This window comes from Pseudomonas sp. R1-43-08 (assembly GCF_003852255.1).
In the GTDB taxonomy this organism is placed as follows: Bacteria; Pseudomonadota; Gammaproteobacteria; order Pseudomonadales; family Pseudomonadaceae; genus Aquipseudomonas.
Genome location: NZ_CP027734.1, coordinates 4452294 through 4476491, shown reverse-complemented (window position 1 = coordinate 4476491; position 24198 = coordinate 4452294). Strand labels below are relative to the sequence as shown.

Sequence of the window (24198 nt, the reverse complement as noted above, 5' to 3'; positions counted from 1 at the left end):
CTCTTGATCTGGTTTTCAGCGACGAATACGCGCCTGAAGGAAAGACAGCACGTCAGCCACCGGCAACGGTTGGGCCTCGGCTTCGGTCCGGCTCTTGTATTCCAGATTGCCATCGGCCAGGCCGCGGTCACTGACCACGATCCGGTGGGGGATGCCAATCAGTTCCATGTCGGCGAACTTGATGCCCGGGCTGGTTTTCTTGTCCCGGTCATCGAGCAGCACTTCAAAACCGGCGGCCGTCAGTTCGGCATACAGTTTGTCGGTGGCTTCGCGTACTTGCTCGGTTTCATAGCGCAACGGCACCAGCGCAACCTGGAACGGCGCCAGGGCGTCGCTCCAGATGATGCCTTTCTCGTCGTTGTTCTGCTCGATGGCAGCGGCGACCACACGGGACACACCAATGCCGTAGCAGCCCATGTCCAGGGTGATCGGCTTGCCGTTCTCGCCCAGCACTTCGCACTTCATCGCCTTGCTGTACTTGTTGCCCAGCTGGAAGATGTGCCCGACTTCGATGCCGCGCTTGATCTCCAGGGTACCCTTGCCATCCGGGCTTGGGTCGCCGGCCACGACGTTGCGCAGGTCGGCCACGGTCGGAACCGGCAGGTCACGCTCCCAGTTCACGCCGAAGTAGTGCTTGTCGTCGATGTTCGCACCGATACCGAAGTCGCTCATCAGCTCGACCGAACGGTCGATGATGATCGGCAGCGGCAGGTTCAGCGGGCCGAGGGAGCCGGCGCCGGCGCCAATGGCGTCGCGCAGTTCGGCATCGGTGGCCATGACCAGCGGGCTGGCCACGCCAGGTTGCTGGGCCGCCTTGATTTCGTTGAGCTCGTGGTCGCCACGGATCACCAGGGCGATCAGCTTGCCTTCTTCTTCGGCGCGCACGATCAGGGTCTTGATGGTCTTTTCAATCGGCAGATTGAATTTTTCCACCAGGGCCGCGATGGTCTTGGTATCCGGGGTGTCGACCAGGCGCAGTTCTTCGGCTGGCGCTGGGCGCGAGGTTTCCCGTGGGATGGCTTCGGCTTTCTCGATGTTCGCCGCGTAGTCGGAACCGTTGCTGAACGCGATGTCGTCTTCGCCGGATTCGGCCAGCACGTGGAATTCGTGGGAGCCGGCGCCGCCGATGGAGCCGTTGTCCGCTTCAACCGGGCGGAATTTCAGGCCCAGGCGCGTGAAGATGTTGCAGTAGGCCTGGTGCATGCGGTCGTAGGTCGCCTGCAGGGACGCCTGGTCGGCATGGAACGAATAGGCGTCCTTCATGATGAATTCACGGCCGCGCATCAAGCCGAAGCGTGGGCGGATTTCATCACGGAATTTGGTCTGGATCTGATACAGGTTCAGAGGCAGCTGTTTATAGCTGCTCAACTCGTTGCGCATCAGGTCGGTGATGACTTCTTCATGGGTCGGGCCGGCGCAGAAATCGCGGCCATGACGGTCCTTGAAGCGCAGCAGCTCGGGGCCGTACTCTTCCCAGCGTCCGGATTCCTGCCACAGTTCAGCCGGTTGGGTGCTCGGCATCAACACTTCCAGAGAGCCGGCAGCGTTCATTTCTTCACGAACGATGGCTTCGACCTTGCGCATCACCTTCAAGCCCATGGGCAGCCAGGTGTACAGGCCGGAGGCCAGTTTGCGGATCATGCCGGCGCGCAGCATCAGCTGATGGCTGATGACAACCGCATCGGAAGGCGTTTCTTTCTGTGTGGCGAGCAAATATTGACTGGTACGCATGGTAGGCCGTTGTCGGTTGCTTGGACTTGAAATGACTTGGGATTGTACGGGCGGTTGCTGCTGGAGTACAGGCGTGACATTGCGGGGGATCTGACTGACTGTAGGAGATCCAAATGTGGGAGGGGGCTTGCCCCCGATAGCGGTGGGTCAGTGATACATAAGCGCCTGACACCCTGCTATCGGGAGCATGGGTATCTACACAACTTTGGCGTAGCCCTGAACCTGTGGCGAGGGAGCTTGCTCCCGTGGCGTCCTGGCGGCCTATAGCTATCTGACTGATGCCCCGCGTTCCAAATGTGGGAGGGGGCTTGCCCCCGATGGCGGCCTGACAGCCGACCAGGATGTTGGATCAAGGCGAGTACATATCCGTTGCTGCGGTAACGGCGGCTTAGGGTTCCGCCCTTACGGCGTCTCACTTTTGAAAAGCGCAAAAGTAAGCAAAACGCTCTTGCCCCACCACTCGGCACCTCGCCTAGGCTCGGTGTGCCCGTAATCCGACATTGATTTGGGGGGGCGCCGCCACGCGCCATCCATGGCGCGGGGCGGCTAAACCGGCATCCCTGCCGGTTTACCCCCCAAATCACTATCGGATTACGGCCAGCGTGGTTTAACGGGGCGCCTAGATCAAAAGCAAGATCAAGAGCGGCTCGCTTCGCATCGTGGTTACCGTAGGCTGCTACAAAATTGTGTAGATACCCATGGCTATCGGGGGCAAGCCCCCTCCCACATTGTCAGTCTTCTTGCGGGGGATTCAACTGGGCGCGCCGATTCTCCTGGAACCAGTGCAGGGCAATCAGGAACAACGTCGGCACCCCCAGCAGGCAGGTGATCATGAAGAAGCTGTGATAGCCGAACTTCTCCACCATCACCCCCGAATACCCGCCGATCAGGCGCGGCAGCAACAGCATGATCGAGCTGAGCAGCGCGTATTGGGTGGCGGAGAACTTGAGGTTGGTCAGGCTCGACAGGTAGGCGACAAAGGCAGAGGTGGCCAGGCCGGAGCTGAAGTTATCCAGGGAAATGGTGACGATCAGCATCTGCAGGTCGGGGCCCATGTCGGCGAGCATCACGAACAACAGGTTGGTGCCGGCCGAGGCCACGCCACCGATGAACAGGATCGGCAGAATCCCGAACCGCACGATCAACAGGCCGCCCATGCCGGCGCCGAGCAGGGTCATGATCAGGCCGAAGATCTTGCTGACCCCGGCAATCTGGTCCTTGGTAAAACCCTGGTCGATATAGAACACGTTGGCCATCACGCCCATGACGGTATCGGACATGCGATAGGTGGCGATCAACCCGAGCAGCAGCAACGCCTGCCAGCGGTAGCGCAGGATAAAGTCGTTGACCGGCGTCAGTACCGGCGCCAGGCCACGGCGGCCCATGGCCGAGAGGCACAGGGCGGTGAGCAGGATATAAAGGATGGCCCGCAGGAAGGCACGGTCTTCCATCAGCAGTTCCCACAGGCTCACGCCCTGGAACAGCACGCTGGCGAAATCCGTGTTGTACAGCTGGGTAAACATGGCAGGCACCGACACCAGCAACACGATCAGCACGAACACTGACGCCAACTGATGCACGAAGCTATAGCGCCCGGCCTGCAACTGGGTGCGCAGCGGCACGTTGGGTTCGCGCATCAACAGGGTGGTGAGCAGGGCCGGAACCATCAACACGCCGAACAGCACATAGGTGCCGGTCCAGGCCGAGTGCTTATAGTTGAAACCGGTGGAGCCGAAGCCTTCGGCAAAGAACAGCGCACCGGCCGTGGCCAACAGGGCGGCGATGCGATAACCGGACATATAGCTGGCGGCCAGGGCGGCCTGGCGGCTGTCGTCGGCGATTTCCAGGCGGTAGGCATCGACGGCGATGTCCTGGGTGGCCGAGGCGAAGGCCACGACGACGGCAATGGCAATCAACCAGGACAAGTGTTTTTGCGGGTCACAAAAGCCCATGCCGATCAATCCAAGGATCACCAGCGACTGGGAAAGCACCAGCCAGGAACGCCGGCGCCCGAGTTTACCGAGCAATGGCAGGCGCCATTGGTCGAGCAGCGGCGACCAGACCCATTTGAAGGCGTAGGCCAGCCCGATCAGGCTTGCATAACCGATGGTCTCACGGGCAACACCCGCTTCACGCAGCCACACGGAAAGCGTCGAGAACACCAACATATAAGGCATGCCGGCAGCGAAACCGAGCAACAACAGCACTAACGTCGAGGGGCTGGCATAGGCGGCGAGCGCGGCGCGCCAGGTTTTACGGGGCATGGGCTGGAGTCTGCCTCAGATTTGCGGAAACAAAGCGCGCACTCTAACCGCTGTGCTCTACCGGGCGCCAGCCATGGCGCTGAATATCAACGCGATTGTTCAGGATGCTGACACCTTCGCTGCGTAAACGCGCACGTTGCTCGTCACCTGAGGCGCTGCCCACCGGCAGACTTATCCGACCACCGGCACCCAACACCCTGTGCCAGGGCAGTCGGGTGTCCGCCGGAAGCTGGCTAAGGGTACGCCCGACCCAGCGTGCGGCGCGCCCCAACCCGGCCAGGTGCGCCAACTCGCCGTAGCTTACGACGCAACCTGCCGGCACTTGCGCCAAGGTCAGGTATAGCGCGGTGCGGCGCATGTCGGCGGGGCTTTGCGGGGTGTCGGCAGGTTCATTCACTGTGGGGCTATCCGTTGAGAACGTCGGTGTTTTTGTAAGAAACGTCTGTAAACTTGGGGGTGAGCATGGAACTCACTATAAATAGTTGAGTCAGTTCAGGCTATCCACGACGATAGCCCCTTCTTTTCGCCAACCCCGAGCCCCGTATCTGCTTATGTTGTCCAGAACCCTGCTGTGCCTCGCTGTCCTCAGTGCTTCCACGCCCCTGCTCGCCGATACCGTCTGGTTGAAGAACGGTGATCGCCTGACCGGCAAGATCAAAGTTTTCGACGGCGGCAAGTTGCTGATCCAAACCAGCTACGGGGGCGCCATCCCGGTGGATTGGAAGCAGGTGAAAACCCTGGAGAGCGACCAGGAGTTGCTGGTCAAGCAGGACGCCTATGCCGGTGAAAAGGCCAAGTCCCTCAAGCCGGCGGAGGATGGCAAAGTCGTGCTGGCCAATGGCGAAGCGCCCAAGACCGTGGACCTGGCCAGTATCCAGCAGATCCTCAAGCCCAAGCCTGTGATCGAAGACCTGGTGTGGAAGGGCAACATCGACCTGGCGCTGGACTACAAGCGCGCCGACAAAGACACCAACGACTACGACGTCGACTTCAAGACCTCGGCCCGTCACGGCCAGTGGCGCCACACCGGCAAGGGCGAATACAACCGCGAATTCCAGGACGACGTCACCACCACCGACAACTGGGCGCTGGAATACGATCTGGACCGCTTCATCACCGAGCACTGGTTCTGGCAAGGCCGCCTGACCTACAAGCGCGACAAGGTTGAAGACCTGGCGCGCCAACGCACCGTCGGTACCGGCCCGGGCTATCAGTTCTGGGACGATGAACTGGGCGCGTTCTCCCTCGGCTCGCTGATCAACCGCACCGATTACGAATACGCCGATGGCGGCAAGGACAACTTCTATTCCCTGGCCATGAAGTGGAACTACAACCGCTACCTGGTGGGCAAGACCGTGGAATTCTTCACCAACGGCGAGCTGGGCAAGCCGATTGACGGTCCGGCCGAGTATGCCCTGGATGCCGAGATGGGCCTGCGCTACAAGGTCACCGAATGGGCCTCGCTCAATCTCAAGGCCGAGCGCGACGTCATCAGCGGCGACTCCGACAGCAGCTTGAGCAAGACCCGCTACACCGCAGGGTTTGGCGTGGCCTGGTAACGCGGCATCGAGCACCCTGGCAACCTGCGCGGATATTGATTACCTTGTGTTGAGATCCATTCCCATATGCCATGGGCGGCGAAACAACCCAGGAGTCATACATTGAGCGCGCACGTTGCCAGGAACGCCCGAGAGCTGTTGCTCAAGGAATACCGTGGGGCCTTGGCCACACAATCCAAAGCCATGCCCGGTTTTCCCTTCGGTTCGGTCGTGCCGTACTGCCTCGACGAGCAGGGCCGCCCGCTGATCCTGATCAGTCGCATCGCCCAGCACACCCACAACCTGCAGAACGACCCCAAGTGTTCGTTGCTGGTGGGTGAGCGCGAAGCCGACGATGTGCAGGCCGTCGGGCGCCTGACCTACCTGGCGCAAGCCGAAAAACTCGACGACGCCGCTGCGATCGAAGCCGCCGCCGAGCGCTATTACCGTTACTTCCCCGAGTCGGCCAACTACCACAAGGCCCACGATTTCGATTTCTGGGTGCTCCAGCCGGTGCGCCACCGGTATATCGGTGGGTTTGGCGCGATCCACTGGGTCGACCACCTGACCTTGGCCAATCCGTTCGCGGGCAACGCCGAACGCAGCATGATCGAACACATGAACAGCGATCACGCCAAGGCCATCGCCCATTACGTCAACCTTGCCGGTTTACCGACGACCGAGCCTGCGCAACTGGCCGGCATCGACAGCGAAGGCATGCACCTGCGTATCGGCCAAGCCCTGCACTGGCTGCCGTTTGGCGAACCTTGCAACACGCCGACACAAGTACGCGAAGCCTTGGTTTCATTGGCTCACGCCGAATCCTGGCCGAAAAAATCAGACGTTAGTGCTTGAATTCACGAAAAGGCGACGTCATCTAAGGTGAACTAGCAAGGCATTCTTGCGTTGAGGAACCATTTGATGCGCCCTTTTTTGTTGCTTTTTCTCTTGTTCCCGGTGCTGGAGCTGTTCGTATTCGTTCAAGTCAGCGGTGCGATTGGATTCTTCCCGGCACTGCTGCTGATCATTCTCGGCTCGATGCTCGGCGTGCTGGTGCTGCGCGTCGCCGGGCTGGCGACGGCACTGCGTGCCCGTGAAAGCCTGAACCGCGGCGAGCTGCCCGCCCAAACCATGCTCGAAGGCCTGATGATGGCCCTGGCCGGTGGCCTGTTGATCCTGCCGGGTTTCATCAGCGACGTGGTGGGCCTGGTCATGCTGCTGCCGGTCACGCGCAAATTGCTGGCCGGCAAGATGCGCCAGCGTGCCGAAGAAGCGGCCCTGCGCCAGCGTGCTTTTGCCGACGACCTGCAATCCCGTGGCGGCCCGGCCCCGCGCCAGCCCCTGGGGCGTGAAGGCGATGTGATCGAAGGCGAATTCGAACACCGCGACAACAAATAACCGCTTCACCGGCACGGCACCTTCGGGTGCCGTGTTGCATTCATCCTTGAGTCAATCCAAAAAAATTTCCTGCGCTGGCCCTTGTAATAAGCCTGGACGCCCTTATGTAACGGTCACCGCAAGGTTTCTGGTGGTGACACTAGACAGACTTCCGCGGTTCGCCCAGCGAGCCGCGACCGGCACCGCCGGAATTTAACCCGCCGGAATTGATACCGGCCGATGAAAAACACAATTAGGAGAGATCGACAATGAAGCTTCGTCCTCTGCATGACCGCGTCGTCATCCGTCGCAGTGAAGAAGAAAAGAAAACCGCCGGCGGGATCGTCCTGCCAGGTTCGGCTGCTGAAAAAGCCAACCACGGTGTGATTCTTGCTGCAGGTCCAGGCAAGGCTCTGGAAAACGGTGAAGTACGTGCGCTGGCCGTGAAAGTGGGTGACAAGGTTGTTTTCGGCCCTTACTCCGGCAGCAACACTGTGAAAATCGACGGCGAAGACTTGCTGGTAATGGCTGAGAACGAAATTCTCGCCGTACTGGAAGACTGATTTCCCCGCTCATTTTCCCGTTTACTCCAAAGTATTTAAGGAATATCGATCATGGCTGCTAAAGAAGTTAAATTCGGCGACTCCGCCCGCAAAAAAATGCTCACCGGTGTCAACGTCCTGGCTGACGCAGTAAAAGCGACCCTGGGCCCGAAAGGCCGTAACGTGATCATCGAGAAGAGCTTCGGCGCTCCGACCATCACCAAGGACGGCGTTTCCGTCGCCAAAGAAATCGAACTGGAAGACCGTTTCGAAAACATGGGCGCGCAGCTGGTCAAAGACGTTGCCTCCCGTGCCAACGATGACGCCGGTGACGGCACCACCACCGCGACCGTACTGGCTCAGGCCATCGTCAACGAAGGCTACAAGGCCGTCGCTGCCGGCATGAACCCGATGGACCTCAAGCGCGGTATCGACAAGGCGACCATCGCCATCGTTGCCGAGCTGAAAAACCTGTCCAAGCCATGCGCTGACACCAAGGCAATCGCTCAGGTAGGCACCATCTCCGCCAACTCCGACAGCTCCATCGGCGACATCATTGCCGAAGCCATGGAAAAAGTCGGCAAAGAAGGCGTGATCACCGTTGAAGAAGGCTCGGGCCTGGAAAACGAACTGTCGGTTGTAGAAGGCATGCAGTTCGACCGTGGCTACCTGTCCCCGTACTTCGTCAACAAGCCAGACACCATGGTTGCCGAGCTGGACAGCCCGCTGATCCTGCTGGTCGACAAAAAGATCTCCAACATCCGCGAAATGCTGCCAGTGCTGGAAGCCGTTGCCAAAGCCGGCCGCCCATTGCTGATCGTTTCCGAAGACGTTGAAGGCGAAGCCCTGGCGACCCTGGTCGTGAACAACATGCGTGGCATCGTCAAGGTTGCGGCCGTCAAGGCTCCAGGCTTCGGCGACCGTCGCAAGGCCATGCTGCAGGACATCGCCGTATTGACCGGCGGTACCGTTATCTCCGAAGAGATCGGCCTGAGCCTGGAAAGCGCCACCCTGGAAAACCTGGGTAGCGCCAAGCGCGTGACCATCTCCAAGGAAAACACCATCATCGTTGACGGTGCTGGCGTTGAAGGTGACATCGAGTCGCGTATCGCTCAGATCCGCGCTCAGGTAGCCGAAACTTCCTCGGACTACGACCGTGAAAAACTGCAAGAGCGTCTGGCCAAGCTGTCCGGCGGCGTTGCAGTGATCAAGGTTGGCGCCGGTTCCGAAGTCGAAATGAAAGAGAAGAAGGCCCGCGTTGAAGACGCCCTGCACGCAACCCGTGCAGCCGTTGAAGAAGGCGTGGTACCTGGCGGTGGCGTTGCGCTGATCCGTGCTCTGGAAGCCCTGACCAACCTGACCGGCGACAACGCTGACCAGAACGTTGGTATCGCTGTACTGCGTCGTGCCGTTGAAGCACCGCTGCGCCAGATCGCTGCCAACTCCGGCGATGAGCCAAGCGTTGTGGTCAACGAAGTCAAGAACGGCAAAGGTAACTACGGTTACAACGCTGCGACTGGCGTCTACGGCGACATGATCGAAATGGGCATCCTGGACCCAACCAAGGTGACTCGTTCCGCGCTGCAAGCGGCAGCCTCCATCGGCGGTCTGATCCTGACCACCGAAGCTGCAATCGCCGACAAGCCTAAGGCTGAAGGCGCTGGCGGCGGTATGCCAGACATGGGCGGCATGGGTGGTATGGGCGGCATGATGTAAGCCAGCCTTACCCGGCTAGTTAAAAAACCCCGTCTGCAGCGATGCAGGCGGGGTTTTTTTATGGGTGTTGCGCAAGCCGTCAACGGGACGTGGCGGGCTTCGATGGCCGGTACAACAGTAGGCAATACATGCCCAGGCAGATCAGCCAGCAGAAAATCGCCGTCCACACGTTGTGGGAAAAAAAGTGCGCCCCTTGCAACATGCGACTGACGGAAAAGACGCTGCCCAAGCCCAGCGCGAAGATAAACGCGTTGCGCGCCATGCGTGGCCGACGATCGCGCAGGGCGAAGAACCAGGCGAACAAGGCAAAGCCGGTTGCCGCATGCCCGCCGGGCCAGCAGCGACCGGGTTTATCGGTCGGCGGGCGAGGGCTGAGCAGTTCGCTGTAGGTTTCCTGGCCACCGAATTCCTTGAGGCTCCAGGGGCACTGCACAGCGGTGATGGTTTTCAACGGCGCCACAAAGGCCGTCGCCATTGCCAGGGAAAGTACCAGGCAGACCAGTTCACGGCGGTAGGGCTTGAGTCGCTGCAGGATGAAACTGCCGACCAGCCCGAGAATCGCCAGTACCGAAAACAGGATCACCAGCTGCTTGGCTCGATCATGCAGGATGTCTTCGAGGAAGAAGCTATAGCGGCCAATAAAGCCGCCCTGCTCGGCGTCGTAGAAGCGTTTGGCCAGGTCCATGTCCAGCGAGGTCAGCTGCAGAAGCAGCAAGACCAATGCGGCGCCGACGGGGAGGCCCAGACACAGCCAAAAATTAAGCGGTTTAGAAACGGGTAGGGAGGCGGGGGGCTTCATGACGGACCTTGGTAAAAAACGTCCCGTACTCACCCGCACGGGACGTTTTGATTAGCGTGTGCTCAGGGCTGGGGCCTCTTCCTTGGGGGCTCTCCAACTCAGCAGTTGTTGCTTGTAGTCGTAGCTGGCGGCTTGGTAATAGGTGATCGCCCGCTGGATCAACGGGTCGTCGCTGCCGACGCGCAGTTCCTGGCTGTCCCCCAGCGCCTGGTCATGACGACGCAGGCCTTTGCGCGGGCTGAGAATCGCCAGGTTCGTGCCGTCAAACAGGCCAAGGTGCTGGTAGTTGCCGACCACCACGCGCGGTGGCAGCGGGTTGTCTTGCAACAGGTTGCGGCCAAAGAACGTTGATTCGTAGCTCAGGTTGATCAAGCCCAGCAGCGTCGGCGCCAGGTCGATCTGGCTGGCCAGTTGCGCGGTTTCCCGGGCGTCGATCAGCTTCGGTGCATAGATGAACAGGGGGATCTGGTAGTTGGTGATGGGCAAGTCTTCCTTGCCTGCACTGCCGGCGGTGTGGTCGGCGACGAACACGAAGATCGTGTTATCGAACCAGGGCTTCTGACGCGCGGCGTCGAGGAACTGGCCGATGGCGTAGTCGGTGTATTTCACCGCGCCGTCACGGCCCTTGCCGGATTTGATATCGATACGCCCGTCCGGGTAGGTGTAGGGACGGTGGTTGGAGGTGGTCATCAACTGCAGCAAAAACGGCTGCTGCTTGGCGTAGTCGGCATCGGCCAGATTCAGGGTTTGTTTGTACAGGTCCTCGTCGGCCATGCCCCAGGCGTTTTTAAACGAGATTTGCGCTTCGGGCACACTGCTCTGGTCGACGACGCGATAGCCATTGCCGCTGAAAAACGCATTCATGTTGTCGAAATAACCGCGCCCGCCGTAGACGAACACGCTGTCGTAGCCAATGGCGGAAAGCTGCTGCCCAAGGCTGGCGAAACCGCTTTCGCGGCCGATGCGCTTGACGATAGAGCGCCCAGGCGTAGGAGGAACCGCCAGGGTGATGGCTTCCAGGCCACGGTCGGTGCGCGTACCGGTAGCATAGAAGTTATTGAAGTACAGGCTCTGTTGGCGCAGCGCATCGAGGTAGGGCGTGAGGTGGCGCTCGTCGCCGTTGCTGCCCATGTATTTGGCGCTGAAACTTTCGATGGTGACCAGCACGATATTGGGCTTGCGCAGCGTGCCAGGGTTGGTGATGGTGCGGCGGATATCCAGTGGGTCCTGGCCGATGAAACGGGCGTTGGGTTCACTGAGTTCGGCGCGCAATTGCTTGGCGACTACGTCGGTTGGCAGGCTTTTATAGAACTGCGTGTAGTCCAGTTCGTTGTTACGGAACGCGGCAAAGAACTGATAGGGGCCATTGCTGGCCAGTTCGTTGTTGTAGGCGTTGCCACCTTGGGTGCGCGGGCTGTCCTGGCTGATCAATTGCAGGCTGAGGCCGGCGACCACCAGCAAGGCCACGGCATTCACCAACCGGCCACGCAGCGCCGGCAGGGGCGCGGCCATCGCGGCGTTGAAGGGCTTGCGCAGGGCCACGCTGAGGATCAGCGCGAGCATCGCCAGCAGGCTGAGCAGCTTGCCGATCGGGTAGGACTCCAGCAGGTTGTTCAACACCTCGTCGGAGTACACCAGGTAATCAACGGCAATAAAGTTGAAGCGCACGCCGAATTCATCCCAGAACAGCCATTCGGCCACCGAGGTAAACAGCATCGCGAACAGGCTCGCCGTGAGCAGCGCTTGCAAAAACCAGCGATGACCGCGGCGGCGCCACAACGCTGGCGGGCACAGCAACAGGTACAGCCCCAGCGGCAATGCCGCGTAGGCCAGGAAGCCGAGGTCGTAGAGCAAGCCCACGCCGAACACCGGCAGCAGGTTACCGCCGACTTCATCCAGGTGAGTGATGAGCAGCACGCTGCGGGTGAGCAGGAAAACAACCAGCCAGGCGCCGGTTATCAACAGCAAATAGCGCACAGGCGCGGTTTTGGGGAGCCCCATGTCAAATTTCCTTTTATCAATGGCGGCGATCTTCACGCTGACACTGTAGTCAGTTTGTGAAGCTATAGTGAAAAACTCGTTTGGCTGCCCAATCAGTTGAAAACCTTTATCGACGGGCCTCGCCGCTCTATCCCTGAGCCGCACTTGGCCTTAAGCTGCGCGAGCCAACACGGCCGTTACCGCGTACGGAGACACTGCCCATGCGAATTTTATTGGTTGAAGACAACCGCGATATTCTGGCCAACCTGGCCGATTACCTGGGGCTCAAAGGCTACACAGTGGACTGTGCGCAGGACGGTTTGTCGGGCCTGCACCTGGCCGCCACCGAGCATTACGACTTGATCGTGCTCGACATCATGCTGCCCGGCATCGATGGCTACACCCTGTGCAAACGCCTGCGTGAAGATGCACGCCGCGACACCCCGGTGATCATGCTCACCGCCCGCGACCAGTTGGACGACCGGCTGCAGGGCTTCAAGTCCGGGGCCGATGACTACCTGCTCAAGCCGTTCGCCTTGTCCGAACTGGCCGCGCGCATCGAAGCGGTGCTGCGCCGGGCCCAGGGTGGCGGGCGGCGTGTGTTGCAAGTGGGCGACCTGCATTACGACCTCGACACCCTGGAGGTCACGCGCGAAGGGCGCATGCTCAAGCTCAACCCGGTCGGCCTGAAGCTGCTGGCAGTATTGATGCAGAAAAGCCCGCACGTATTGCGTCGGGAAATTCTCGAAGAAGCCTTGTGGGGCGATGATTGCCCGGACAGCGACAGCTTGCGCAGCCACGTCCACCAATTGCGCCAAGTGATCGACAAACCTTTCGCCAAGCCGCTGCTGCAAACGGTGCACGGTGTGGGTTATCGCCTCGCCGAGGGCCGTGATGGAGTTTAAGCAAAGCCTTGCCCAGCGGATCATCATCGCCTTTGCCTTGATGAGCGCGTTGGTAGCGGGGGCTTTCGCCATGGGCATCGTCGCGACGGTGCACCTGGTGGAAGAGAAGTTGATTTCGGCGGGCCTGGGTGGCGATCTGCAACGTCTGCTGTTGATGGACAGCATGGAAGACTGGCGACACCGGCCGGAGCCTGACCAGTTGTTTTATTTCAGCGGCGGCCCCGGCGATTTCGAGCTGCCCAAGGACCTGCGGCATCTGGACCCAGGCTTTCATGAAGTGTTTCGCGAGTCGCTGTCATACCACGCCATGGTCGAGGTGATCGATGGCCGGCGTTATGTGCTGCTGCAGGACCAAAGTGATTTCGAAGAGCGCGAGCGCGTCCTGTTTGCCGTGGTGTTGGTGGGCTTCGTGCTCAGCCTGGCGTTGGCGGTGTTTCTCGGCTGGGTGCTGGCGCGCAAGGTGATGGCGCCGGTGGTACGGCTGGCGCGCCAGGTGCGCCATCGCGACCAGTTGCTCGGGCTTGCCCCGCCTTTGGCACCGGATTATGCGGCCGACGAAGTGGGTGAGTTGGCGGTGGCGTTCGATGCCACCCTGGGTCGCTTGCGCCAGGCGCTGTCTCGCGAACAGTTGTTTACCAGCGATGTGAGCCATGAATTGCGCACACCCTTGATGGTGCTGGCCAGTTCCTGCGAGCTGTTGCTGGAGAACCCGGCAATCGATCAACGGGGGCGCAACCAGGTCCAGCGAATCGCCCGGGCCTGTGAAGAAATGCGCGAACTGGTGCAGACCTTCCTGATGCTGGCCCGTGCCCAGCATGACGATGCCGCCATGTCGGCCCAGGTCAACCTGACACAGGTGGCTGAGGACCTGCTCGGGATCTGGCGCGGGCCCATCGAGCAAAAGGGCCTTGAACTGATCTACTGCCCAGGCAATCCGCTGGATACCCGCTACAACACCACCTTCCTGCATGCGGTGATGGGCAATCTGTTGCGCAATGCACTGCATTACACCGAGCAAGGGTTTATCCGCCTCACCCTGGAGCCCAGCGGTTTTGTGGTGGAGGATTCCGGCGTGGGCATTCCTGAAGACAAGCGTGAGGCGATGTTCGAGCCGTTTGTGCGGGGCAGCGAGAAGCGCGGCGAGGGGCTGGGCTTGGGCTTGTCGCTGGTGCAGCGCATCTGTGAGAACCAAGGCTGGAGCGTGACCCTGAGCACCATGGAGCCCAATGGTTGCCGTTTTCATGTGGAATTGGATCAAGTCAAAACCTGACCGCTCAGTCTGACAATTTGCTGCTGCACGACGCCGGTTTTTCAGCGAAGATGGCCCGATGCTACTGAATGTTTCTGTAAAGTCTTGAAATGTATGCAATTGGACAGGACAAGTTTTTCACAACGAGTTGACTTGTTGATCACAGTTCGCTGCTTAGGGTTGTAGGCATCAGTAATTGGAGATGTAAGATGCCTTCGCCGATCAAGTTAGAGTTTTCTGAAAAGTACGACGATAACCACGCTCACCGCTATTTGCTCAAGCATCAGGACAATCTGGCCCGCCGGTGGTCCCACAAACGCGACGAGCAGCTGGCGCGCGCAGCGCTGGCCATGGCCGGTGAGCCCGGCCTGGTGTTAGACCTGCCGTGTGGTGCAGGGCGATTCTGGCCGTTGCTGGCCGAGAAACCCAACCGCGTGATTATCGGGGCCGACAATTCGGCCTCGATGTTGAAGGTCGCCACGGTGGCCCAACCCCCGGAAGTGGTGAAACGGGTACGTCCTTTGCAGACATCTGCCTTTGATATCGATCTGCCAGATAATTCGGTCGACAGTATTTTCTGCATGCGCTTGATGCACCACATCGGTGACCCAGCGCACAGGATGACAATACTGCGGGAGTTTCAACGTGTTACCCGTGACAGCGTGATTATCTCGCTGTGGGTGGATGGCAATTTCAAGGCTTGGAAGCGTAAGCGCGCCGAAGTGCGTCGTCGTAAGAAAGGTGAGCAGGAAGGTTACCAAAACCGGTTTGTGTTACCGGCTGCTACTGTCGAGGCAGAATTCGAGCAGGCCGGTTTCCGGGTTCAGGAATCCCTGGACTTCATGCCGCTCTACGCCATGTGGCGAGTCTATGTATTGCGTAAGAGGTAACAGGATGGCAGTTGAGTGCGTAGTCGGCAGTCATGTAGCTCCCGAAGAACGATTTGATTTTTTCTGGCGCCAGCAGGGCGAATGGGTAGAAGAGCCCAATCGTCGGCGTGGCGGTGAAAGTGGCGTACAGCGGGTGGTCAGTTCCAATGGCCGTTTGCTCTACTGCAAGCGCCAGACCGGCCACATCTACCGCAGTTGGCTGCATCCGTTTGGACGTCCGACCGTGTTGCGTGAACGTGATGCCCTCAGGGGCCTGCGCTTGCTCGATGTACGGGTGCCGGAGATGGTGTTCTGCGAGGCGCGACGCGACCCCGAGCATCAATGGAAAGCCTTGCTGGTCACCGCTTCGCTGGACGGTTTCGACGAGATCGAAAACTGGTACGCCGCCGGTGGTCGTGAGCAATACGGCGAGGAGGTGCATGAACGCCTGCTCAAGGAGCTGGCCACTACCCTGGCGCGCATGCACAAAGGGCGCTGGCAGCATGGTTGCCTGTATATCAAGCACATCTTCGTGCGGGTCACCGGCGAGGGCGATGCGGTGACTGTGGAAGTGGCGTTGCTGGACTTTGAAAAATGTCGCCAGCGTCTGACCGCTTATCGGGCCGCCTCCCATGACATGCTGCAATTGCGCCGCCATTCGTCGTGGAACGACACCGACTGGAAAAAACTCAGCTACTTTTATGAGACGGCGTTTGGCAGCGCTATCAAGGGTTTAACCAGATGAGGCTAGAAATAGCACGAGGTGTGTTCCTGGTCGGGGCGTTGGGCATTGCAGCCCTCGCCCTGGCTGCGTGGGAACAGCCTCGCACACAGGTACTCAGTGCGGCGCAAGGCGGTGGGCTATGCCTGCAGCCACGTGTCGCCAAGGTCAGTGTGGCGGCCAAGCCCGATCATGAATTGCTGTTATTCATGTTCGGGATGTCTCAAGCGATGAGGCCGCAGAGTTGAAACGATTGAACCCCCCAGGAAGGGCTTCGCGATGCGAGGCCCTTTTTTTTGGGACTCAGCGGGGGCAATCGGGTGAGCGCAAGTCACTGCAGTGAACTGAAGGCGCACCCACCGATCACGCTATTGAGGGGGCACCTTGTCAGCTTTGGTCAGCGCCGTGTACACCGTCGGCAGGACGAACAGGGTGAATAGGGTACCAATCGACATGCCGGTGGCGATCACCATGCCGATATCGAACCGACTGACCGCACCCGCACCGCTGGAAAAAATCAGCGGGACGACGCCCATCACCGTTGCCAGTGTCGTCATCAGAATCGGCCGCAGGCGAATCGCAGCCGCTTGTTCCACCGCAGCGCGCGCGCACAGGCCTTTTTCCTTGCGCAGTTGATTGGCGAACTCGACGATCAGGATGCCGTGCTTGCTGATCAAGCCGATTAACGTGACCAGCCCGATTTGCGTGTAGATATTCAGGGTGGACCAACCCAGAAACAGTGCGACCAATGCACCGCATACCGACAGCGGCACCGTCACCAGTATCACCAGGGCATCGCGCAGGCTTTCAAACTGCGCCGCCAATACCAGGCCGATGAATGCCAACGCCAGGCCAAACGTGCCCCATAGCGCATTTCCCTCCTGCACGAACTGACGTGTCGCGTTGCGGTAATCGAAGGTATAGCCCGCTGGCGCCTCCTCCTGGGCGATGGTTTGCAGGGTCTGCAGTGCGTTGCTCATACCCACAATCGGAAAGGCCGACACCGTGACTGAATTGAGCTGCTGGAACTGATTCAACTGCCGTGGCCGAACCTGTGGGCTGGAGACTGTGGTCAGCGTCGACAAGGGCAGTAATTGGCCCTTGGCGTTTTTGACTGCGTACTGGCTCAGCCAGGCGGGGTTGTCCCGATAGCTGCGCTCCACTTGAGCAATCACTTTGTAGAGATGACCGTCAATACTGAATCGGTTGATTTCCGCTTCAGCCAGCAGGGTGCTCAAGGTCAGGTCCAGATCCTCCATGGACACGCCCATCTGGGCGGCCTTGGTCCGGTCAATTTCGACCGTTACTTCAGGTCGGTCGAAGGCCAGGTCGATATCCACGTAGGCAAACTTTCCTGAGTCGATCGCGCGTTGTTTGATGCGCTCGGCCACGCCGATCATCGAGTTGTGGTCCTGCTGGGAGCTGATGACAAAGCCAAAGGGCAGCCCTTCACCTGTGCCTGGCAAGGAAGGCAGGTTGAACGCGAAGACTTGCAGGCCGGGGTTGTTGTCGAGTTTTTCACGCAAGGGTGTCAGGACGCTCATCTGTGTACGTTCACGTTCCTCCCAGGGTTTGAGCAGGAAGCCGCCAACGCCTGAATGTACGCCGTCCAGGCCGTTGATCTGGAAGGATGCCTGGTATTCGGGAAAGGTTTTGAACGGTTCGATAAAGTCCCGGGTGTAGCGGTTCAGGTACGCCAGGTTGGTCGGTTGGGGCGCATTGGACAGGATAAAAATCAGGCCCTTGTCCTCGTCGGGCGCCAACTCCGAGAGGGTGAACGTGAGCATGACGGGGATCAGGCAGAGTACGAGCGCGGCGAATACCACTACCACGGACTGCGCTTGCATGATCTGGTGCAGACGGCGCTGATAGCGCGTTTTCAACGCGTTGAAGAATCGGTCCAGCACCCGCGTCAGGCCCTGTGGCTGTGTTTCAGGGCGCAGCAAAATGGCACACATCATCGGTGACAGCGTCAACGCCACGATCCCGGAAATTACCACAGCGCCGGCCAGGGTCAGGGCAAACTCTTTGAACAGCGCCCCGGTCAGGCCCTGCATGAAACCGATGGGTGTATAGACTGCGGCCAGCGTGATGGTCATCGACACCACCGGGATGCAAACCTCTCTTGCCCCCTTGATCGCGGCCTCAAGTGGGGATTTACCCTGTTCAATGTGGCGGTGAATGTTTTCCATCATCACGATGGCGTCATCGACCACCAGGCCGATCGCCAGAACCATGGCCAGCAGCGTCAGGACGTTGATGGAATAGCCCATCAGCTGCATGAGGAACAAGGTGCCAATCAGCGACAGCGGAATGGTGATGACGGGAATGATCACCGAGCGCAAGGAGCCCAGGAACAAAAACACCACCAACACTACAATCAGTACGGCTTCTACCAGGCTGGACAGCACTTGGTCGATCGAGGCATTGATGTAAAGCGTCGAATCGTAAGCGATATCCGAATGCAAGTCGGGCGGGAGCTGCGATTGCAGGTGTGGGATCAGTTCGCGGACACGCTTGCCTAACTCCAGGGGGTTGGCGTCGGGTGTGGCTTGAATACTGATATAAACCGCAGGGGTGCCATTGAAGGTGCTGAAACTGTCGTAATTTTGCGAGCCCAGCTCCACGCGTGCGACGTCTCCCAGGCGCACCTGATTGTCGCCGTCGGTTTTCACGGGAATCGCACTGAACCCCTCGGCCGATTGCAGTTCGGTGTTGGTGGTCGCACTGGTGACGACATATTCGCCGGTAAGGTCCCCCGCGACAGATTGTACGTTGTAGCGTCTGATTGCCTGGGTCACGTCAGCGGCGCTCAGACCAAACCCTGCGAGTTTTATCGGGTCGAGCCACAGGCGCATGGCGAAGCTCTGGCTGCCGATGATCTGCGCTTGCGCCATGCCCGGCAGTGTCACCAGTCGCGGCTGGACCACGCGCTGCAGGTAGTCCGTGATCTGAGCATTGTTCATGGTTTTGCTGGAAAAACTCAGGTACATCAGCGCGGTGCTGTCCACTGCAACTTTGCTCAGCACCGGATCCTCAATCCCGCTGGGCAACTGGTTCCTGACTTCATTGGACTTGGCCAGCAGCTCGGTGAACAAGCGGTCACTGTCGGCGTCGAGCCGACTATAGATAGAGATAATCGAGATATTCTGGCGACTGGAAGACGTCATATAGTCGATGCCCTGTGCGCTGGCCAGGCTTTGTTGCAAGGGTTGTGTGATGTAACTCTGGATGGTGTGCGCACTCAGACCCGGGGCGACGGTGGTGACAGTGATCAGCGCGTTCTGCATCTGCGGAAACTGGCGCAGCTGCAGTTTTTCGTAGGCCTGACAGCCCAGCAGCACGATCAACAGACTGACCACCACGGCCAGTACCGGGCGACGGATGAACCGGTCGGTGAAGGTCATTCTGCGCCCTCCTGATGTGGCATCGGCTGCCCATCCGGCTGGCTTCGGTCAATGCTGATCCGCACGGGGGTGCCGTGTTTCAGTTTGAGCTGGCCGGCGGTGACCACCTGTTCGCCCTTGCTCAGCCCCTTGGAAACCACCACCAGGCCATTGCGACGCTCGCCCGTTTCGATCAAGCGCTGCTCGGCTATCAGTTGCGGTGTATCGCCGTTATCGGAGGCCTGCGGCTCGCCGTTGTTGCCTCGGGTTATCACGTAAACGTACTGACCATAAGGGTTGAAGGCGATCGCACTTTCCTGGATCACGGTTTGCGCAGTCGGTTCGTCCAGCAGCACCCGTAAATGGGCGAACATTCCCGGGAGCAGGTCGTCGCGTTGGTTGGGCAGCGTCGCGCGCACCAGCACATTTCGCGTGCTGTCATCGACGATCGGGTTGATGGCGCTCACCTCGGCGAGGCTGAAGGTGCCTGGGCGTGCCGAGACTTCAACCTGAACCGGCTGCCCGATCCTGATCAGTTGAACGGCTTGCTCGGGCACATAAAAGTCCACGTAAAGGCGGCGAGTGTCCTGCAGGCTGGCGATAACCTGGGTACTTTGCAGGTAATCACCCACGTTGACCTGGCGGATGCCGATGGTGCCGGTGAAAGGGGCGGTGATGTGTTTCTTTTCCAGCGCTGCGGTGCGCTGTGCAACGAGGGCAGTGTTGCGGTTGAGTTCAGCACCGAGCCGATCGAATTCGCCTTTGGAGATGGCGCTGATGTCCACCAGTTTTCGACCGCGCTCAAAGTTCTGACGGGCCAGGCGCTGGTCGGCCTTTGCCACGTCCAACTCTGCCTGTTGGGTTTGGTGCTCGAGCTGCAGCAGGGTCTGTCCAGCCTCGACCCTTTGCCCTGACTCAAAGTGCAACTGTGTGACGACACCGGGCACCTCAGTGCTCAGGTTGATACCTTGCAACGCCTTGAGCGTGCCCGCGGCAGGCATTTGGCGCTGCCAGGGGATTTCAAAGGCATTGGACGTCGCCACACTGACGGGTGGCGTTGGCCCATGCAAACGCTGCAGTTGCTGATAAATCCAGTACGTCTTGTAGCCGGCGAGCATCAGCACGACTGACAGAACGAGGCTGAGCATGATAATCATCCGGCGGCCCGGCATGGTCATAATGGAGTCCTTGTGAAGACGTGTGCAGGGTTAACGAAACGCGAGCACGCACGACCAGGCGGCACTGCGCTGAGCGCCGCAGTCTTCGTCAGAACAAGGAAGGGGATAAGGGGTAGCTTCGCAAGTTGTTGTGGGACAAGTCTCTCGGATGAGAAGCAATTCCACAGACTGCGTAGGTGATGTGCCAGGCGTTGGCGGTTGTCGGCGGATAGGCTCCTGGGCGTCGGCGCAGGAGCCTTGAGATCGAGGCGGGTGGTTACGTCATAAGGTGCAGGTGGTTATCCCATAACCCTGCAGGCAAGGTCAGCGGCGTCGCTACCGGCTGTTTCTGACGACAATCGTATAGGCGGCAGCGCCCTTGGCCCGAGGTCACGACAAAGCCGTCCGCCACCGCGCCGACCCCGGCGCAATCGGGCAGCGGGCCGTCCAGGCGCAACTCGCCACTGTCCATGTCCCAGATAAAAAACCGATTACCACGCGGCGCCGTCAACGCCACCAGCCGCAGCTCACTGTGCACCGCGACGCTGGCGGTGTAGTGCCCCATCGCCTGCAACTGCGCATCGGCCACCGCAAAGGCCACGAATGGCTGGCCCGGACGCTTGATCGCGAGCAGCTCGGAGCGCTCCTGGGACGGCCCCATGAACTGCTGCCCGGTGAGGATGGTGCCATCGCTGGCGATTCCCATATGGCGCACGCTGTTCATCTGCTGGCCCAGGGTTTCCTTGCTGATCAGGCTGCCGTCGCGGTGCATCAGCACCAGGCTCGGTTCCATGGCGTTGAGGTTCATCTCCACACGGCTTTCGGCTTCGGTACGAATGCCGCCGTTGGCCACCACCAGGGTTTCGCCATCGGGCATCCAGGAGACCTGGTGCGGGCCGATGCCATGGGTGGAGATTTCCCCGCTGTGCACCAGCCGCTCGCCTTCGAACCGGTACACCCCGAGCAAGCCACGGCCGGGATCGGACGTGTCGTTCTCGGTGGCGTACAGCCAGTCACCGCTCTTGTGGATCACCGCGTGCCCGTAGAAGTGGCGATTGGGGTTCGAGGTGATGGTCTGCAGGAGCGCGCCGTCACGCAGGTCTACCAGGTAACTCTCGGTGCCCGGGCGGCGGGCGACGAACAGCGCGATCGGCAGCGTCGGGTGGTTGACGATGTCGTGGCAGCGCTGGCCGACCTGGGTGGCGAACACCTGCGTGCCGTCCAGGCGATAACCGACGGCGTAGTGCTTGCCGTCGGCGTCATCCCGCGCCGACAGCAGCAGGGGGCTCTTGTCTTTCTGCTTGAACAGCGTCCAGCCGCCCAACGTCAATGCACTGAGCAGCACGCTGCCTACCGCCAAAGCCTGTCGCCTGAGCATCATCAGTCACCGTCGTTGGCGTTGAAGCCCAGTTGGATGCCCAGCGCCTTGGCCAACTCGCCTTCATGCAGGCGATGGACCACGTTGAGGCTGTCGTAGAGATCATTGAGCTGCTGGCGCCCGGCGTCATCGTTCAACAGTTCGTTGAGGGAGCGCTGGTTGCTGGCGAACAGTTTCAGTGACGCGGCATACGCGGCGTCGATCTTGTCGGCCAGGGCTTTCTGATCGGCCGGCAGCAGGCCGCGCAGGCCTTTGTTGTCGACGCCTACCCATACGGTCTGGGCCGCCGCGAGGCTGGCTTCCAGGCTTTGCAGGGACGACTGGCTGCGCCAGGCATCGGCCTGGAACGGTTGCGGGATGCCCTTGGTCTGGCGGCCCATCGGCGTGCCGAGTTTTTTCTTCAGGGTATCCAGGGCGGTCACTTGCACGCGCAGCAGGTCGGCAATCGCTTCGTGGGAATCGGCGTAGCGCTGGTTCGGAAACTTGCTCATCTGCGCCAGCATGCCGTCGGTGCTGTTCCAACTGGCCAGGATCTCTTCGGCCAGGGCTTTCTGGCGTTCGCCGATGGCCATCAGCAGCGGGCAGTAACGGGCTTTCTGGGCTTCGTCGGCGACGTCAGGCTTGGCGTCGTAGAGGATATATTCGTAGGCCGACAGGCCTTGCACCACCACGCTGGATTTAGCGAGGGCGGCGCCGTCGATCTGTGGCTGGCTGGCGACCAACTGTTCGACCTGGCGACCCACCAGGTTTTTCTTGTCCGGCCAGAACTGCACTTGCCATGCGCGGTTGCCTTCGGCCAGCGGGCCGATCAGCAGCGGTTGCAGCTCGGCCCAGGCTTTTTGCGCGTGGAGGAAGTCGGCACGGGCGGTGTCCAGGCTTTCCTTGCCCTGGCAGTAGGCCAGGGCGCTGACGGCCAGTTGGCGGTCGGCTTCAACCCAGCGGCTGTAAGTGGGCAGGATGACTTGCTTGGCGATGGCCGCCGAGGTCACCGCTTGCGGGTCCTGGGGCGAGCAGGCGCCGAGGGCGAGGGCGGCCAGGCTGGTGAACAACAACTTGGGACGGAACATGTCGAGCTCCCTTCTGTAATTGGGGCAAAGCTTATAGAGAATTCAGGAACGCCAGCAACGCGGCGCGCTGCTCGGCGTTGAACGACAACACATGCTGCTGCGCCGCTTGCGCTTGCCCGCCATGCCAGAGCACGGCTTCGAGCAGGTTGCGGGCGCGGCCGTCATGCAGGAACTGGGTGTGACCACTCACGGTTTGCGTCAGGCCGATGCCCCACAACGGCGGGGTACGCCAGTCGCGGCCACCGGCCTTGAATTCGGTACGGTTGTCGGCAAGCCCTTCGCCCATGTCGTGCAGCAGCAAGTCGCTGTAGGGGCGGATCACTTGATTGGCCAGCTCAGGTTCGGCGGCGTTGGCGGCCGTGGTGAACGTCGGCTTATGACAGCCCTGGCAGCCGGCCTGGTAAAACAGGTTTTTACCGGCCAGCACCTGGGGCGCATCGACGTCGCGGCGCACCGGCACGGCGAGGTTACGCGTATAGAACAGCACCAGGCGCAGGATGTTGTCGCTGACTTCCGGCTCGCCTTCGGGGCCGTTGCCGTTGGGTGCCTGTTTGCAGGCGACTTGGGCGTCGGTGCAGTCATCGAAGGGTCTCAGGGAGGTGGTGAGGCCCATATCACCAGAAAACGCGTGAACATTTTGTTGATTGAGGTTGGGTTGCCCGGCTTTCCAGCCAAATCGCCCCAGCACGGTTTTTTGCGCGGCGTCATCCCACACCCGATTCGCCCGGCCGACGATGGCCTCACGGTCAGCGGTTTTCGGATCGGTGTTGCGCAGAATATCGGCGTCGCTGATGGCTTCGAGCAGCCCCAGGCCGATCATCGGCGGGGCGATGCGTGCAGAGAAACGCGTGTCGGGGTGCATCGGGCCGTAGGCGAGCTGGGTGATCTGCAGGTCGGGCTTGCGCAACTCGACCACCGTACCGTCCTTGAACTGGACGTTGACCGGTGTGTAATCGACCCGCACCTTGCCTTCCGGCGCCACGCCGGGCACGGCCATGTCCTGCAGTTGCCCGCCGTACACCGGCTCGGGCACTACGCCGAGCTGTTTGATGAGTTTGGCGTAAGGTGCTGCATCCGGGATAGATAAGCGGACCAGCATCGATACGGCATTGGGCGCATCGGCCAGCGGCGGGTGGCCCCGGCCGTCCTTGATATGGCAGTTCTGGCACGCGTTGGTATTGAACAGCGGGCCCAGGCCGTCACGTGCGGTGGTGGTCGAGGGCGCGATCACCCAGGGGCTGCGAAAGAAACTGTTGCCGACGCTGAAGTCCAGGCGGCGGGTGGGCGCCAGGTTGGCCGAGGGCAGGGAAAACGCGTTCTGGTCGCGCTTGTTCACCGTGGTAGCACCGCCAGCGCGCGCTTCACCCGGCTCGGCCTGGGTAAACTGCGGGGCGTCGTCGCAGGCGGTCAGGCCCAGGGCCATCAACGCTGCGCACAGGTGAAGTAACGAACGGAACATCGAGTTTCCTGAACGAAGGCGGAAAATGTGGGGGCAAAGTCTAACAGGGCGGGGCAGTTT

General features: G+C 60.4%; 20 protein-coding genes. 10 read left to right on the top strand and 10 right to left on the bottom strand.

All coding sequences use genetic code 11. From position 1 onward, the window contains the following. Positions 1-15: 15 nt before the first annotated feature. The 3 genes from C4J87_RS20525 to C4J87_RS20515 all read right to left on the bottom strand — a co-directional run bounded on the left by C4J87_RS20525 (position 16) and on the right by C4J87_RS20515 (position 4353). Positions 16-1731, bottom strand: coding sequence for a proline--tRNA ligase (locus C4J87_RS20525; RefSeq protein ID WP_124364246.1), 1716 nt, complete (start codon positions 1729-1731; stop codon positions 16-18). 731 nt (positions 1732-2462) lie between these two features. Continuing rightward, positions 2463-3995, bottom strand: coding sequence for an AmpG family muropeptide MFS transporter (locus tag C4J87_RS20520; protein WP_124368222.1), 1533 nt, complete (start codon positions 3993-3995; stop codon positions 2463-2465). Between the two features lie 43 nt (positions 3996-4038). Beyond that, positions 4039-4353, bottom strand: a complete 315-nt coding sequence (locus C4J87_RS20515) for an MGMT family protein (protein WP_256657927.1) — start codon at positions 4351-4353, stop codon at positions 4039-4041. A gap of 193 nt (positions 4354-4546) precedes the next feature. Between C4J87_RS20515 and C4J87_RS20510 the strand changes: the two genes are divergently transcribed. The 5 genes from C4J87_RS20510 to groL all read left to right on the top strand — a co-directional run bounded on the left by C4J87_RS20510 (position 4547) and on the right by groL (position 9168). Then, a complete protein-coding gene (locus C4J87_RS20510; protein WP_124368221.1) occupies positions 4547-5554 on the top strand; it encodes a DUF481 domain-containing protein in 1008 nt (335 codons plus the stop codon). 102 nt (positions 5555-5656) lie between these two features. Beyond that, positions 5657-6388, top strand: a complete 732-nt coding sequence (locus C4J87_RS20505) for a HugZ family protein (RefSeq protein ID WP_124368220.1) — start codon at positions 5657-5659, stop codon at positions 6386-6388. 66 nt (positions 6389-6454) lie between these two features. Then, entirely contained in the window at positions 6455-6931 is a 477-nt protein-coding gene (locus C4J87_RS20500; RefSeq protein ID WP_124368219.1) for an FxsA family protein, read from the top strand. Between the two features lie 248 nt (positions 6932-7179). Further along, positions 7180-7473 carry a co-chaperone GroES gene (locus C4J87_RS20495; protein ID WP_124364240.1) on the top strand — a complete coding sequence of 98 codons (294 nt, stop codon included), beginning with the start codon at positions 7180-7182 and terminating at the stop codon, positions 7471-7473. A 51-nt stretch (positions 7474-7524) separates the two neighbouring features. Then, positions 7525-9168, top strand: a complete 1644-nt coding sequence (groL, locus tag C4J87_RS20490; RefSeq protein WP_057723897.1) for a chaperonin GroEL — start codon at positions 7525-7527, stop codon at positions 9166-9168. 79 nt (positions 9169-9247) lie between these two features. On the opposite strand, the gene C4J87_RS20485 is transcribed toward groL, so the two are convergent. Both C4J87_RS20485 and C4J87_RS20480 read right to left on the bottom strand, forming a co-directional pair. Next, positions 9248-9967 carry a phosphatase PAP2 family protein gene (locus tag C4J87_RS20485; protein ID WP_124368218.1) on the bottom strand — a complete coding sequence of 240 codons (720 nt, stop codon included), beginning with the start codon at positions 9965-9967 and terminating at the stop codon, positions 9248-9250. Positions 9968-10018: 51 nt separating this feature from the next. Then, positions 10019-11968: an LTA synthase family protein gene (locus C4J87_RS20480; RefSeq protein ID WP_124368217.1), complete on the bottom strand. Its 1950-nt coding sequence runs from the start codon at positions 11966-11968 to the stop codon at positions 10019-10021. A gap of 200 nt (positions 11969-12168) precedes the next feature. Here C4J87_RS20480 and colR point away from each other — a divergent pair, with 200 nt between their 5' ends. The 5 genes from colR (at position 12169) to C4J87_RS20455 (ending at position 15939) form a co-directional block, all read left to right on the top strand. Next, positions 12169-12852 (top strand): two-component system response regulator ColR, encoded by a 684-nt coding sequence (colR, locus tag C4J87_RS20475; RefSeq protein WP_124364237.1) that lies wholly within the window; start codon positions 12169-12171, stop codon positions 12850-12852. Beyond that, positions 12842-14122, top strand: a complete 1281-nt coding sequence (locus C4J87_RS20470) for a HAMP domain-containing sensor histidine kinase (protein WP_124368216.1) — start codon at positions 12842-12844, stop codon at positions 14120-14122. Before colR ends, C4J87_RS20470 begins: the two co-directional genes overlap by 11 nt. 188 nt (positions 14123-14310) lie before the next feature. Beyond that, positions 14311-14991, top strand: coding sequence for a class I SAM-dependent methyltransferase (locus C4J87_RS20465; protein ID WP_124368215.1), 681 nt, complete (start codon positions 14311-14313; stop codon positions 14989-14991). A 4-nt stretch (positions 14992-14995) separates the two neighbouring features. Continuing rightward, the gene (locus C4J87_RS20460; RefSeq protein ID WP_124368214.1) at positions 14996-15715 is read left to right on the top strand and encodes a lipopolysaccharide kinase InaA family protein; all 720 of its coding nucleotides are present in this window, start codon (positions 14996-14998) and stop codon (positions 15713-15715) included. Next, positions 15712-15939 (top strand): hypothetical protein, encoded by a 228-nt coding sequence (locus C4J87_RS20455; RefSeq protein WP_124368213.1) that lies wholly within the window; start codon positions 15712-15714, stop codon positions 15937-15939. Before C4J87_RS20460 ends, C4J87_RS20455 begins: the two co-directional genes overlap by 4 nt. A gap of 120 nt (positions 15940-16059) precedes the next feature. Here the strand turns inward: C4J87_RS20455 and C4J87_RS20450 are convergent, their stop codons facing one another. From C4J87_RS20450 to C4J87_RS20430, 5 genes are all read right to left on the bottom strand, one after another. Further along, a complete protein-coding gene (locus tag C4J87_RS20450) occupies positions 16060-19098 on the bottom strand; it encodes a multidrug efflux RND transporter permease subunit (RefSeq protein ID WP_124368212.1) in 3039 nt (1012 codons plus the stop codon). Then, a complete protein-coding gene (locus C4J87_RS20445; protein ID WP_124369018.1) occupies positions 19095-20249 on the bottom strand; it encodes an efflux RND transporter periplasmic adaptor subunit in 1155 nt (384 codons plus the stop codon). The genes C4J87_RS20450 and C4J87_RS20445 overlap by 4 nt, the downstream gene beginning before the upstream one ends. 262 nt (positions 20250-20511) lie before the next feature. After that, positions 20512-21612, bottom strand: a complete 1101-nt coding sequence (locus tag C4J87_RS20440; RefSeq protein ID WP_124369017.1) for a DUF1513 domain-containing protein — start codon at positions 21610-21612, stop codon at positions 20512-20514. A gap of 2 nt (positions 21613-21614) precedes the next feature. Further along, positions 21615-22679 carry an imelysin family protein gene (locus tag C4J87_RS20435; RefSeq protein ID WP_124364232.1) on the bottom strand — a complete coding sequence of 355 codons (1065 nt, stop codon included), beginning with the start codon at positions 22677-22679 and terminating at the stop codon, positions 21615-21617. A 31-nt stretch (positions 22680-22710) separates the two neighbouring features. Then, positions 22711-24138 (bottom strand): di-heme oxidoredictase family protein, encoded by a 1428-nt coding sequence (locus C4J87_RS20430; RefSeq protein WP_124368211.1) that lies wholly within the window; start codon positions 24136-24138, stop codon positions 22711-22713. Between the last annotated feature and the right edge of the window lie 60 nt (positions 24139-24198).

What these genes read in the sequence shown, in the direction of transcription:
- C4J87_RS20525 (WP_124364246.1), bottom strand. Translation starts at nt 1,731, where the DNA reads ATGCGTACCAGTCAATATTTGCTCGCCACACAGAAAGAAACGCCTTCC.
- C4J87_RS20520 (WP_124368222.1), bottom strand. Translation starts at nt 3,995, where the DNA reads ATGCCCCGTAAAACCTGGCGCGCCGCGCTCGCCGCCTATGCCAGCCCC.
- C4J87_RS20515 (WP_256657927.1), bottom strand. Translation starts at nt 4,353, where the DNA reads ATGCGCCGCACCGCGCTATACCTGACCTTGGCGCAAGTGCCGGCAGGT.
- C4J87_RS20510 (WP_124368221.1), top strand. Translation starts at nt 4,547, where the DNA reads ATGTTGTCCAGAACCCTGCTGTGCCTCGCTGTCCTCAGTGCTTCCACG.
- C4J87_RS20500 (WP_124368219.1), top strand. Translation starts at nt 6,455, where the DNA reads ATGCGCCCTTTTTTGTTGCTTTTTCTCTTGTTCCCGGTGCTGGAGCTG.
- C4J87_RS20495 (WP_124364240.1), top strand. Translation starts at nt 7,180, where the DNA reads ATGAAGCTTCGTCCTCTGCATGACCGCGTCGTCATCCGTCGCAGTGAA.
- groL (WP_057723897.1), top strand. Translation starts at nt 7,525, where the DNA reads ATGGCTGCTAAAGAAGTTAAATTCGGCGACTCCGCCCGCAAAAAAATG.
- C4J87_RS20485 (WP_124368218.1), bottom strand. Translation starts at nt 9,967, where the DNA reads ATGAAGCCCCCCGCCTCCCTACCCGTTTCTAAACCGCTTAATTTTTGG.
- C4J87_RS20480 (WP_124368217.1), bottom strand. Translation starts at nt 11,968, where the DNA reads ATGGGGCTCCCCAAAACCGCGCCTGTGCGCTATTTGCTGTTGATAACC.
- colR (WP_124364237.1), top strand. Translation starts at nt 12,169, where the DNA reads ATGCGAATTTTATTGGTTGAAGACAACCGCGATATTCTGGCCAACCTG.
- C4J87_RS20470 (WP_124368216.1), top strand. Translation starts at nt 12,842, where the DNA reads ATGGAGTTTAAGCAAAGCCTTGCCCAGCGGATCATCATCGCCTTTGCC.
- C4J87_RS20465 (WP_124368215.1), top strand. Translation starts at nt 14,311, where the DNA reads ATGCCTTCGCCGATCAAGTTAGAGTTTTCTGAAAAGTACGACGATAAC.
- C4J87_RS20460 (WP_124368214.1), top strand. Translation starts at nt 14,996, where the DNA reads ATGGCAGTTGAGTGCGTAGTCGGCAGTCATGTAGCTCCCGAAGAACGA.
- C4J87_RS20455 (WP_124368213.1), top strand. Translation starts at nt 15,712, where the DNA reads ATGAGGCTAGAAATAGCACGAGGTGTGTTCCTGGTCGGGGCGTTGGGC.
- C4J87_RS20450 (WP_124368212.1), bottom strand. Translation starts at nt 19,098, where the DNA reads ATGACCTTCACCGACCGGTTCATCCGTCGCCCGGTACTGGCCGTGGTG.
- C4J87_RS20445 (WP_124369018.1), bottom strand. Translation starts at nt 20,249, where the DNA reads ATGCCGGGCCGCCGGATGATTATCATGCTCAGCCTCGTTCTGTCAGTC.
- C4J87_RS20440 (WP_124369017.1), bottom strand. Translation starts at nt 21,612, where the DNA reads ATGCTCAGGCGACAGGCTTTGGCGGTAGGCAGCGTGCTGCTCAGTGCA.
- C4J87_RS20435 (WP_124364232.1), bottom strand. Translation starts at nt 22,679, where the DNA reads ATGTTCCGTCCCAAGTTGTTGTTCACCAGCCTGGCCGCCCTCGCCCTC.
- C4J87_RS20430 (WP_124368211.1), bottom strand. Translation starts at nt 24,138, where the DNA reads ATGTTCCGTTCGTTACTTCACCTGTGCGCAGCGTTGATGGCCCTGGGC.